Genomic DNA, 11,792 nt, shown 5'->3' with positions numbered 1-11,792 from the left:
GGGTGCAGCGCTGGCGTGGCCTGGAGGAGATCCCCGGTGACTGGGGACGCAGCGTCGTCACCATCGGTTCGTTCGACGGTGTGCACCGCGGACACCAGCTGATCATCAACCGGGCGGTGGAGCGTGCCCGCGAGCTCGGCGTCCGCTCGGTCGTGGTCACCTTCGACCCGCACCCGAGCGAGGTGGTCCGCCCGGGCAGCCACCCGCCGCTGCTCGCCCCGCAGCCGCGCCGCGCGGAGCTGATCGAGGCGCTCGGCGTGGACGCCGTCCTGGTGCTGCCGTTCACCGCGGAGTTCTCCCAGGAGTCCCCGGAGACCTTCGTCCGGCAGGTGCTGGTGGACGCGCTGCGCGCGCGGCTGGTCATCGAGGGGCCGAACTTCCGTTTCGGGCACCGTGCGGCGGGCGACGTCGCCCTGCTGGCCGAGCTGGGCCGGGCGGCCGACTTCGGCGTCGAGGTGGTCGACCTCCAGGTGCGCGGGACGGCCGGGGACGGCGAGCCGTTCTCGTCCACCCTCATCCGGCGGCTGGTCGCGGCCGGGGACGTGGCCGGCGCGGGCGAGGTGCTGGGCCGCCCGCACCGGGTCGAGGGCGTGGTGGTGCACGGCGCCCGGCGCGGCCGCGAGCTGGGCTACCCGACGGCCAACGTGGAGACCGTGCCGCACAGCGCGATCCCGGCCGACGGCGTCTACGCGGGCTGGCTGACGGCGGACGGTGAGCTGATGCCGGCCGCGATCTCGGTCGGCACCAACCCGACCTTCGACGGCACCGCCCGCACCGTCGAGGCGTACGCCATCGACCGGGTCGGCCTGGACCTCTACGGGCTGCACGTCGCCGTCGACTTCCTCGCCTATCTGCGCGGGATGGAGAAGTTCGACTCGATCGACGCGCTGCTGGACCGGATGGCCGACGACGTCAAGCAGGCCCGCGAGCTGACCGACGCGCTCTGACCGGACCGGGCGGACACCGAAAGGGCCCGCCGGCCGTCTCCGGACCTCGTGGATCCGGGAACGGCCGGCGGGCCCTTTCGGGTCGCTACGGCTGGGGCTGCTGCGGGTAGCCGTACCCGGCGGGCGGCGCGGGCGGCTGCGTGCCCGGCTGCGGCTGGGGGTAGCCGTACCCGCCGGCCGGCGGCTGGGGCTGCTGCTGCCAGTCCTGCGGAGGCTGCTGGGCACCCGGCTGGGCCTGCGGGTAGCCGTAGCCGGGCGGGGGCGGCGGGGCCTGCCCCGGCTGCGGGGCCCACGGCGCGCCGGGCGCGGGCCCGCCGGCCGGGTAACCGCCCTGGCCCTGCTGCGGGTACTGCTGCTGCGCCTGCTGCGGGTAGGGCTGCTGCGGGTCCGCGTACGGCTGGGGCTGGCCCGGGTAGGGTGCGGCGGCCTGCGGGGGCTGCTGGGCCTGCTGCTGCCAGCCGGACTGCTGCGCGGCGGCCTGCTGCGCGCGGACGATGTCCTCGCCGACCAGGGTGGCGAGCTCGAAGTACGCCTCGCGGACCTTGGGCCGCATCATGTCGAGGTTGACCTCGGCGCCGGCCGCCAGGCTCTCGTCGAACGGCACCACCACCACGCCGCGGCAGCGGGTCTCGAAGTGCGCGACGATGTCCTCGACCTTGATCATCTTGCTGGTCTCGCGGACCCCGGAGACCACCGTGATGCTGCGCTGCACCAGGTCGGCGTAGCCGTGCGCGGAGAGCCAGTCCAGCGTGGTCGAGGCGGAGGAGGCGCCGTCCACGCTCGGGGTGGAGACGATGATCAGCTGGTCGGCGAGGTCCAGCACCCCGCGCATCGCGCTGTACAGCAGGCCGGTGCCGGAGTCGGTCAGGATGATCGGGTACTGGCGGCCCAGGACGTCGATCACCTGGCGGTAGTCCGAGTCGTTGAAGGTGGTCGAGACGGCCGGGTCGACGTCGTTCGCCAGGATCTCCAGGCCCGAGTGCAGGTCCTGCGAGGTGAACTGACGGATGTCCATGTAGCTGCGCAGGTGCGGGATGGCCGTCACCAGGTCGCGGATGGTCGCGCCGGTCTGGCGCTTGACCCGGCGGCCGAGGGTGCCGGCGTCCGGGTTGGCGTCGATCGCGATCACCTTGTCCTGGCGCTCGCTGGCCAGCGTCGCGCCGAGCGCGGTGGTGGTCGTGGTCTTGCCGACACCGCCCTTGAGGCTGATCACCGCGATCCGGTAGCAGCTCATCACCGGGGTCCGGATGATCTCCAGCTTGCGGCCGCGCTCGGCCGCGGCGGCCTTGCCGCCGAACTGGAAGCGCGGCTGCTGGCGCTGCTGCTTCGGCTGGCTGCGCAGCAGGCGGTCCGAGGAGAGCTCGACGGCGGCCGTGTAGCCGAGCGGGGCGCCGTGCGCGACCTGCTGCGGGGCGGCGGCCTGCTGGAACGCGGCGGGCGCCTGCGGGACGCCGGACTGCTGCTGCCACGGCTGGGCCGGGCCCGGCTGCTGCGCCTGCTGGGGCTGCTGGGGCTGTGGCTGCTGGGGCGGCTGCTGGTAGGTGGTCGGCTGCGGCCAGCCGCCCTGGCGGGGGTCGACCGGCGGGGCCTGCGGGGCGGGCGCGGGTGCCTGCGGGCCGGGGGCCTGCTGCGCGGCGGCCCACGCGGCGGCCTGCTGGTCGTGCGGGTCCGTCGGCTGCGCGGGCTGCACCGGCTGCGGGTACGGCTGGGGCTGGACCTGCTGGGCCTGCTGCTGCGGGTCCGGGTAGGGCTGCGGCTGGGCGTACGACTGCGGGTCCGCGTACGGCTGCGGCTGGACCTGCTGAGGGACCTGCTGCTGGGCCTGCTGCTGCGGGTCCGGGTAGGGCTGCGGCTGGGCGTACGACTGCGGGTCCGCGTATGGCTGGGGGTGCGCCGGCTGCTGCGGCGGCACCGGCTGGGCCGGGCCGGGCTGCTGGTGCGCCGCGACGTCCGCCGGCGGCCACGGCTGGGCCACCGCGGCCTGCGGCTGCTCGGGAGCCGGGGCGGGACCGGGAGCCGGGGCGGGTGCGGGTGCGGGCACGTCGGCCGTGGGCGCGGCGAACGGGACGTGCTGCGCCTCGACGTGCGTCGCGGGAGCCGGCGCCGTCTCCGGGGCGGGCGTGGTCACCACGGCCGGGGCCGGTACCGGCTCGGGAGCCGGCGCGGGGACGGGGGCCGGAGCCGGTGCGGCGACCGGCGGCGCCGCCGCCGGGCTGTCCGCAGCCGAGGGTACGGGCGCGGGCGCCGGTACCGGCGCGGCCGCGACCTGCCCGCCACCCGCCGCCGGAGCGCCCGCCCCACCCGGTGGCCCGGCCGCCGGACCGGGCGCCGGGCCCGGAGGAGCCGCCGGAGCCCCCGGGGGCTCCGTCTGCACGTACCAGGAGGGGGGAGTGTAGTCGGGTGCGTCGGACCAGTCGTCGTCGTCCTCCGCCGCGTTGTCGCCGACGTAGACGCCGTCCCGATCGCTGCTCACCTAGGGCTCCCTCGTGTTCGCCGCCGCTCTTCGCGGTGCCGTTGCCGCATCAAAGACTAGGCCGTGCACCACCCCCCGTTGAAGGCGGAGTCTCATCTCGCCCAGGGCGCGATCGGGGCGCACCGGGTCAGTCCATCCGGCGTGCCCCGCCCAGGACCTGTTGCTCGGCCTGCCCGGCGACGGTCCGTACGTACTGGCGGCGCATCCGGGTCGTCCAGAGCGTCATGTCGTCCCCGAGGGTGGGCAGCGCGGCGATGTCCTGCGGGCCGAGCGAGAGCACCCGGCCGATCAGCTCGGCCTCCTGCGGCGAGACCCGCTGCACTCCGACCAGGTCGGCGGCGTTCAGCACCCGGGTCGCGTTCGGGCCCAGGTACGGCAGCAGGGTGAGGGTGGTCTGCCAGGGTGCGGCGGAGAGCCGGCTGCGCGGCGGGCGGGCGCCGAGGTCGCGCACCACGAGCACCGGCGAGGTCACCGAGGCGCCCTGCGGGCCGAGTCGGCCGACCTGGTGGACGGTCACGCACGGCTGGCCGCCGCCCGCGGCCTGCGCCATCGGGCCCCACAGCTGTCCGCGCGCGGTCTCGACGGCGATCCGGGCGCCGGTGGCCGCCGCCCGCAGCGCGATGACCTGTGCCGTCCAGACGCCGCCGACCAGCACCAGGTCGTAGGCGCTGGGCCGGAAGAGGCCGAGCACGGCGGGCTGCTTCTGCACGTCCTCGCCGATCAGCACGCCGTCGTCACCGACGGGGAAGGAGAGCGCGCCGAGGTCCTCGGTGGTCAGCACGTGCTTCTCGCGGCGCGGGCCGCGCAGTCCGAAGCCGGGCAGGATGCGCGGCCGGACCCGGGGCTGTTCGGTACCGGGCTGCGGGCCGGGGGTCGGATAGGTCTGGTACGCCATCAGGAAGCACCTCCCAGGGGCAGGGTGGCGAGCATGCCGGGGGCCTGCTCCAGGTCGAGCCGGGCGAGGCCGAGGCCGGCGCTCTGCGCCCGGGCCTCCACCAGCCGCCCGACCTGGGCGACCTCGCTCTCGCTGCGTCCGGTCACCCGGACGTGGCCGCTGATGGTCACCGAGCCGCCGGTGCCGTGACCGGCGGTCAGGCTGAAGGTGCTGGCCAGCGCGGGCGAGCCGGTGACCAGGTTGACGAGGTCCGGGGCGGCGATCCGGCCGGGGGAGCCGCCGGGGCGGCTGAGCTGCGGCCACCGGGAGATCCAGTAGGTGCTGTGCCAGCGGTCGTCGATCCGCCAGAACCGGTTGCTCTCCTGGGTGCGGCGGCCGCTGCCGCCGCCGCTGCCGGTGCCCTGGCGGCCGGCCACGGCGAGCGGGTTGGCGCAGGTGGAGATGGCCAGCGCGGCGATGAGTTCGCGCTCGTCCAGCACGGTGGCGTTGAAGCCGGCGCTGCCCAGCCGCCCGGCGAGCTGGTCGGTGACCCGCTGCAGGGCCTTGCGGGCGCCCTCCTCGCCGCCGCCGCGGGCGCGGACGGCGGTGGCCGCCCGCTCCGGGTCGAGCTTGAGCGCCACCCAGGTCAGCCGCAGGCCGGGGGTGGCGGTGCCGTCGGGCAGCTCCTGGTAGGCGCGGGCGGCGAGCGACTGCTCGGGCAGGTGCGGCGCCGGCGCCGGCTGGGTGTGCTGGACGATCTGGACCGACTCCAGGGAGATGTCGTCCACCCGCAGCGCGGAGCAGACGACGTCCAGCGGCAGCGGCAGCGCGGTGCGCGCCGGCCGCAGCGGCTGGTCCTTGGCCTGGACGAGCAGCACCGAGCTGAGGAAGGTGCCGTCGCCGACCATGCCGGTCTCCCGGCGAATCGGGCGGCCGCCGAAGTCGGTCTCGGTGGCGTGGGTGCAGGTGCGCAGGGCCGGTTCCAGCTCCAGCGCGGGGGCGATGGCCGGGTCGGTGCCGACCGGCGGGACGTTCGTCCGGGCCTGCTTGCGACGGGCCTTCAGCGCGGCGCGCACCCGCAGCGCCTCGGGGATCGTCCGGCCGCGCAGCGGGATCACCGCGAGGACGACCAGGGCCAGGGCGACCGCGCCGAAGGCGCCGGCGACCGGCTTGCTGATGGTCCAGCCGACCGCCACCAGCGCCACCGCGACCTCGACCAGCACGAGCTGCTGGAGCCGCAGTCGGCCGCCGAGCAGCCCGGGCCGGGGGTGGACGCGGACCGGGACGGGGGCGGCGGGGCCGCCGACGGCCGCGGGTTCGGCGGACTGGTTCCGGTCGGGGCGTGCCCGCCGGCCGGACCGGCGCGACCCCCTGCCCTCGTCGGTGCTTCGGCGCCCTGGAGCGGTCTGGCTTGGCATCCCCCGAGTGGCCCTCTCTGAATCAGTTGTCGCGGCCCGGTTGGCCGGTTCGCGAACCGTACCCGTACCGTACTCACCGTCTGCTGCCGCATCGTAGAGGGTTCGAAGCCGCTCTCGCCCGGCGGGTGCGGACCACGGGGTATGTCGGTCAGACAGGGGAGACGACGAGCATGGCATCACGCCGGGACGAGCTGAACGCCTACACCTTCGCGCGCAAGCGGACGGTCGGGGCCTTTCTGCTGCCCAACGGGGCCGGCAGTGACGAGGACGCACCGCGTCCGGTGAAGGCGATTCTGCCGAGCGTCGTGGTGGGCGCTCTGGTGGTCGGCGGGTTCGGACTCTGGGGGGTGTTCAAGCCGAGCGCGCCGGTGGGTTGGGACAACGGCAAGAACGTCGTCCAGGGCAAGAAGAGCACCACCCGGTACGTGGTGCTGACCGATCCGGACGGCAAGACCAAGCGGCTGCACCAGGTGCTCAACATGTCGTCGGCGCGGCTGGTGCTGCCGGTGGACGCCAAGGTGGTCGTGGTCGCCGACGAGGTGCTCGACAAGTACCCGAACCACGGCCCGACCATCGGCATCCCGTACGCGCCGGACAAGTTGCCGACCAAGGAGAACGCCTCCAAGCCGATGAAGTGGTCGGTCTGCGAGAGCCCCGGCCCGGACGACAAGCAGGAGACGGCGAACCAGGCGCTGTTCGTGGCCGGTGGCGCCGACGCCAAGACGCTGGCGGCCAAGGACCGGGTGCTGGACGTCGACCAGGCGCTGCTGGTGAAGGAGATCGACGAGCAGAAGGTCGCCGCGCAGCCGGGCCCGGGGCAACCGCCGATCGACCAGAGCAAGTTGAACCTCTACCTGGTCGACGCGAAGGGCCGCAAGCACGGCATCGGGGGGACGCAGACCTCGGAGAGCGACAAGAAGCAGCTGATGGCGGCGATCTTCGGGGCGAGCGCGAAGCCGCAGCCGGTGAAGAAGGACTGGCTGGAAACCCTGGTGACCGGCAACGTGATCGAGTTCCCCAAGATCGACGGACTGGTCGTGGACGTCAAGGGCCCCAACTCCTCGGTGGCGCTGCAGAAGGCGGAGGACCGCAAGATCGGCCGTCTGGTCCGGTACGGCGACCGCTACTTCGTCGTGGGCAAGGACCAGTTGTTCGTCGTCACGCAGCTCCAGGCCGAGCTGATCCGACAGAACCCCGCGTGGCAGGGCCTGTACAACCAGGACGCCGACAAGACGCCGCGGATCGACGAGTTGATGCCGGCGGACTACGCCGCGTTCAACACCAGCACCCCGCTGAAGGGCGTCGGTGACGACTGGCCCACCAGGACGGGCGCGCCGGCCAACAACTGGCAGGCGCAGAAGGACGCGAAGTCGGTGATCTGCAGCACCTTCGACGGGATCGCCGAGGACGGCAAGACGCCGCTGCGCAGCGTCTGGGCCGGTCCGGCCTTCCCGGCGAAGCACAGCAGCGGTGTCGGCTCGGCCTATGTGACGCCCGGTTACGGCCTGTTCTACCGCGCGCTGGACGCGGGCGCGGGCGGCTCCGGCAGCGACTACCTGATCACCGAGACCGGGCTGCGGTACGCGGTGCCCGCCAACAGCACCGGCGGCAAGGGCGCGCAGGCCACGCCGACCGCCCAGCCGGGCAAGCCGGGCCCGAGCCCCACGCCGACCCCGACGCCGACCGCCCAGCCCGGGGACCCGGCCGCCGGGCAGCCGCAGCAGCCGCAGCAGGACGAGGCCGGCGGGAACCAGGCCCGGCTCGGCTACCAGGGGCTTCAGCCGGTGCCGGTGCCGCAGCAGTGGTCGAACCTGGTGCCGTTCGGCCCGGCGCTGAACGCGAAGACCGCGGCGCAGCAGCAGAACGCCTGACCGACCCGGTACGGCAACGGAATTGGCCCCAGTGTCATGGTCTGGTAACTACCGCTTCCCCGGTGTTGGGTGAGTTGCGTGTGCCGACTACAGTTCTGCTGGACATCACACCGGTGATGCGGCGGGCCGGCCGGGAACGGCGGTCCGGACACAATGTCTGTCTCATGGGGGACGGTAGAGCATGGGTCAGTTCAAGACGACCGCTCAGGAGATGCTGGCTTTCGCCAAGCACATGGAAGAGGTCATCGGGCAGGTCGAGGGCGAGATTCGCAAGCTCGACAGCCTGGTGGGTTCGATTGCGGGCGGTTGGCAGGGTCAGGCCGCGCAGGCCTACAAGACGCTGCAGGGTCAGTTCAACGAGGACGCGGTCGAGCTCAACAAGTCGCTGAAGGCGATCAAGGACGCGATCGAGATCACGACCAAGCAGTACTCGGCGACCGACGCGGACCAGCAGGCGGCGTTCGGCGCCGGCAAGATCTGATCCCCTCTCTGCCAGGTCATCCATCGGCGGCCCCCGGTGAGGGAGCGCGTCGGTTCCTCGACAAGGAGACATCGTGTCCGACCACATTCTCGTCAACTTCGAAACCGTGCGTAACGCCGGTACCGAGGTTCGCAACACCGCCAACCGCATTCACTCCCAGCTCGAGGAGCTGAAGGCCGGCGTCACCAAGATCGCCTCCAGCTGGGAGGGCGCTGCCCAGCAGGGCTACCAGGCCCACCAGGCGAAGTGGGACTCCCGCGCCGCCCACCTCCAGCAGGTGCTGTCCCAGATCGCCGGCTCGCTGGACAAGGCGGCCGAGAGCTACAACAGCACCGAGAACAACAACGCCAAGCTCTGGGCCTGACGGAGCCTGATCCCCGTCAGGGGATGATCGACTCCGCCGAAGGGGCGGGTGCCCGGTTCACGGGCACCCGCCCCTGGCGCGCAACACGGGTGGACGACAAGAGGGGTGGCAGGGTGTCCGTAGTCAGGTACCGGAAGGCGGCCGCGACGGTGGCCGTGCTCGCGGTGCTCGGTGGCCCGCTGGCCGCCCCGGCCTACGCGGACGGTCCCGGCATCGCCGCCGCCGGTGACTGCGCCAAGGACGCCCAGAACGTACAGGCCGTGCCGTGGTCGTTGCAGCGCATGGTGCTCGACGAGCTCTGGCAGGGCGGCGAGGTCACCGGTGCCGGGGTGACCGTCGGGGTCATCGACACCGGGGTGAACGACCAGAACCCGCAGCTGGCCGGCCGCGTCGTGGACGGCGGATCCCTGTTGAAGGACAAGGAGAAGAAGAAGGTCGAGGGCGGGGGCAAGGACGACCTGGTCGGTCACGGCACCAAGGTGGCGGGCATCATCGCCGCCGGCCGCAGCGACCTGACCGGCTTCGTCGGAATCGCCCCGGGCGCGACCATCCTGTCGATCCGTCAGAACGACGCCGAGGGCAACGGTGACGTCTACACCCTCGTCGAGGCGATCTACACCGCGATCCAGGGCGGCGCCAGGGTCATCAACATCTCGCAGGACGTGCGCGGCGCCGGCAACGCCGACTTCGGCGGTTACCCGGAGCTGAAGGCCGCCGTCGAGGCCGCCGAGGCCAAGGGCGTCGTGGTGGTCGCCTCCACCGGCAACGACGGCAAGGAGGGCGACACCTTCCCCGCCGCGTTCCCGTCCGTGCTCGCCGTCGGCGCCTCCGACCGCAACAACGAGCGCGCCCTCTTCTCCCAGTACGGCAGCTTCGTGGACGTCGTCGCGCCCGGGGTCGACATGCTCTCCACCGTCCCCCGGGGCGGCCAGTGCGTGGACAACGGCACCAGCTTCGCCGCGCCCTACGTCGCCGGACTGGCCGCGCTGCTGGTCGGCGCCCACCCCAAGTGGAAGCCGGCGCAGGTGCGCGCCTGGATCGAGCAGACCGCGCAGCGCACCGACCTCAAGGCGAACGAGTACGTCGGCTGGGGCGTGGTGGACCCGGTGAAGGCCGTCACCAAGGCACCCGAGGACCCGCCGGTCGAGGCCAGTCCGGACAAGCCGGTCCAGCTGGCCGCCGCCCCGATCGTGCCGCAGCCGCTCGGCCTCGGCGAGACCCAGGCCGACCGCGACGGCCGCACCGCGACGTACGTCCTGGGTGTCGGCGCCCTGCTCGTCGCCCTGCTCATCGGCGGCGGTGTGGTGCTCCGCGACCACCGCCGGCGCCCCACGGACTGATCCGGAACTCTTTTCGGCCCGGCTGTAACATCCTGCCCCGCCCACCGCATCCAAGAGGTGTCGACGGCAGCAGGCAGGGGGGCACGGGGGATGGGGCGGATCGGCGCCACGCGCGAGGCCAAGGACGGGGAGTTCCTGGAACTCGTGTCCAGCCGGACAGCTCAGCTGTACCGCTCCGCCTGCCTGTTGACCGGCGGCGACACCCATCACGCCGAGGACCTCGTCCAGGAGGCCCTCAGCCGGATGTACGTGCTGTGGCGGCGCACCGCGTGGACCGGCGGCCGGCACCGGATCGACAACCCCGGCGCGTACGCCCACACCGTGATGGTGCGCACCTTCCTCGCCCAGCAGCGCCGCCGTTCCAGCGGCGAACGCCCCACCGGCGAACTGCCCGAGCCGGCGGGCCGCGAGGCGGACAGCACGCTGCGGCTGACCCTGCTCGACGCGCTCGCCCGGCTGCCGGCCAAGGACCGGGCGGTGCTGGTGCTGCGCTACTGGGAGGACCGCAGCGTCGAGGAGACCGCCGACGTGCTGCGGGCCTCCTCCGGCGCGGTCCGCACCCGCACCACCCGCGCCCTGGGCCGGCTGCGGGCACTGCTCGGCGACTCGCTCGCCGAACTGGCCGCCCGCTGAGCCTGCTGCCCGCCGGGCCCTGCCGCCGTCGAGCGGACGAACTCCGCCATCATCCGACCTGTGATCGAAAGAAGCGGTGATCACCCATGTCCGAGCAGGACAGGTTCGAAGACGATCTTCTCTACGCCATCACCCGGACCGGTGAGGGCTTCCACACCGAGCAGGCCCCGCTGGTGGCGGGCGGCCTGGACCGCGGCCGCCGCCGCTGGCGCCGCCGCTCGGCCGCCGCGGTGGTCGGCGGCGCGGCCGCGCTGGCCCTGGTGGGCACGGGTGCGGTGTACTTCTCCGGCCCCTCGCCGGCCGGCACCGCGCTCGCCGCGGCCGGTCCGGGCAGCGGGTCCGGGGCCGGGGCCGGGTCCGGGACGGCGGGCGGCTCCGCCTCCCCGGTGGCGTCGGCGTCGCCCTCCGCCCCGGCGGCGGTGATCACCGGCGACGAGGTGCTCGCCACCCTCCAGGCACTGCTGCCCGCGGGCCGCACCACCGGTGGCTCGGGACGCGGCACCGAGCCCTCGGGGAAGCCCGGCGGGGCACCGCTGGTCACCGCGAACCTGGTCCTCGACGACGGCAAGGGCCAGGCCGCCGTGGGCATCTCGGTCAGCCGGATCCCGGAGGGGGATCCCGGGCTGGCGGAGAACACCTGCCCCGACAAGAAGTACGTCCCCTACGACGCCTGCACCGCCACCACCCTGCCGGACGGCGGCTCGCTGACCGTGTTCCAGGGCTACGAGTACCCCGACCGCCGGGTCGACACCAAGTGGTGGAACGCCAAGCTGGTGGGCAAGGACGGCCGTCTGATCGAGCTGTCCGAGTGGAACGCGGCGGCGGAGAAGGACTCCCCGGTCACCCGGGCGACCCCGCCGCTGGGCGCCGAGCAGTTGAAGGCCGTCGTCACCGACAGGTCCTGGGACCGGATCGTCGCGGCGATCCCGGTGCCCGCGCCGGTCAAGCCCCGGAAGACCGGCAAGGAGTACAGCCAGGAGGAGATCCTGGCGATCGCCGCGAAGCTGCTCCCGGCCGGGCTGACCGAGACGGAGACCGGTGGCGAGGAGGGCTTCGCCGACTTCGTCGTGAACGACGGCAAGGGCAAGTCGCTGGTGGAGATCAACGTGCAGGACCGGAGCGGGGACGCCGAGCGCGGCTCGGACTTCGCCGGCGCCCAGCAGCTCCCCGACGGCACCAAGGTCGTGTCCAGGAAGACGCCCGGGAACCCGGTGATGTGGACGGTCGACACCCTGCGCCCGGACGGCCTGCGCGTGGTGATCAGCGCGTTCAACAGCGGCAGCCAGCGCACCCCGGCCACCCGGACCGCCCCGGCGCTGACCATGGACCAGCTGAAGGCGATCGCCACCGGCCCGGCGTGGAAGCTCAAGAAGTAGTCCGCGACGCGACGC

At 73.6% G+C, this 11,792-nt stretch carries 10 protein-coding genes; 7 read left to right on the top strand and 3 right to left on the bottom strand.

Features of this window, described 5'->3' with window-relative positions:
* Nucleotides 1-2: 2 nt before the first annotated feature.
* Nucleotides 3-947, top strand: a complete 945-nt coding sequence (locus AB0J08_RS26440; protein ID WP_360639223.1) for a bifunctional riboflavin kinase/FAD synthetase — start codon at nt 3-5, stop codon at nt 945-947.
* Between the two features lie 85 nt (nt 948-1,032).
* Here AB0J08_RS26440 and AB0J08_RS26435 read toward each other — a convergent pair whose 3' ends face one another.
* The 3 genes from AB0J08_RS26435 to eccE all read right to left on the bottom strand — a co-directional run bounded on the left by AB0J08_RS26435 (nt 1,033) and on the right by eccE (nt 5,712).
* A complete protein-coding gene (locus AB0J08_RS26435; RefSeq protein ID WP_360639220.1) occupies nt 1,033-3,420 on the bottom strand; it encodes a MinD/ParA family protein in 2,388 nt (795 codons plus the stop codon).
* Between the two features lie 127 nt (nt 3,421-3,547).
* Nucleotides 3,548-4,315 carry a hypothetical protein gene (locus tag AB0J08_RS26430; RefSeq protein ID WP_360639217.1) on the bottom strand — a complete coding sequence of 256 codons (768 nt, stop codon included), beginning with the start codon at nt 4,313-4,315 and terminating at the stop codon, nt 3,548-3,550.
* Nucleotides 4,315-5,712: a type VII secretion protein EccE gene (gene eccE, locus AB0J08_RS26425; RefSeq protein ID WP_360639214.1), complete on the bottom strand. Its 1,398-nt coding sequence runs from the start codon at nt 5,710-5,712 to the stop codon at nt 4,315-4,317. The genes AB0J08_RS26430 and eccE overlap by 1 nt, the downstream gene beginning before the upstream one ends.
* A 170-nt stretch (nt 5,713-5,882) precedes the next feature.
* Between eccE and AB0J08_RS26420 the strand changes: the two genes are divergently transcribed.
* The 6 genes from AB0J08_RS26420 to AB0J08_RS26395 all read left to right on the top strand — a co-directional run bounded on the left by AB0J08_RS26420 (nt 5,883) and on the right by AB0J08_RS26395 (nt 11,777).
* The gene (locus tag AB0J08_RS26420) at nt 5,883-7,583 is read left to right on the top strand and encodes a type VII secretion protein EccB (RefSeq protein WP_360639211.1); all 1,701 of its coding nucleotides are present in this window, start codon (nt 5,883-5,885) and stop codon (nt 7,581-7,583) included.
* A 181-nt stretch (nt 7,584-7,764) separates the two neighbouring features.
* The gene (locus tag AB0J08_RS26415; RefSeq protein WP_360639208.1) at nt 7,765-8,064 is read left to right on the top strand and encodes a WXG100 family type VII secretion target; all 300 of its coding nucleotides are present in this window, start codon (nt 7,765-7,767) and stop codon (nt 8,062-8,064) included.
* 73 nt (nt 8,065-8,137) lie between these two features.
* Nucleotides 8,138-8,428 carry a WXG100 family type VII secretion target gene (locus tag AB0J08_RS26410; protein WP_360639205.1) on the top strand — a complete coding sequence of 97 codons (291 nt, stop codon included), beginning with the start codon at nt 8,138-8,140 and terminating at the stop codon, nt 8,426-8,428.
* 113 nt (nt 8,429-8,541) lie between these two features.
* A complete protein-coding gene (gene mycP / locus AB0J08_RS26405; RefSeq protein WP_360639202.1) occupies nt 8,542-9,768 on the top strand; it encodes a type VII secretion-associated serine protease mycosin in 1,227 nt (408 codons plus the stop codon).
* A gap of 90 nt (nt 9,769-9,858) precedes the next feature.
* Nucleotides 9,859-10,401, top strand: a complete 543-nt coding sequence (locus tag AB0J08_RS26400; protein ID WP_360639199.1) for a SigE family RNA polymerase sigma factor — start codon at nt 9,859-9,861, stop codon at nt 10,399-10,401.
* An 86-nt stretch (nt 10,402-10,487) separates the two neighbouring features.
* A complete protein-coding gene (locus tag AB0J08_RS26395; protein WP_360639196.1) occupies nt 10,488-11,777 on the top strand; it encodes a hypothetical protein in 1,290 nt (429 codons plus the stop codon).
* Nucleotides 11,778-11,792: the final 15 nt, after the last annotated feature.

It is taken from the genome of Kitasatospora sp. NPDC050463 (assembly GCF_040655255.1).
In the GTDB taxonomy this organism is placed as follows: Bacteria; Actinomycetota; Actinomycetes; order Streptomycetales; family Streptomycetaceae; genus Kitasatospora.
This window is presented reverse-complemented; position numbering and strand designations above follow the sequence as displayed.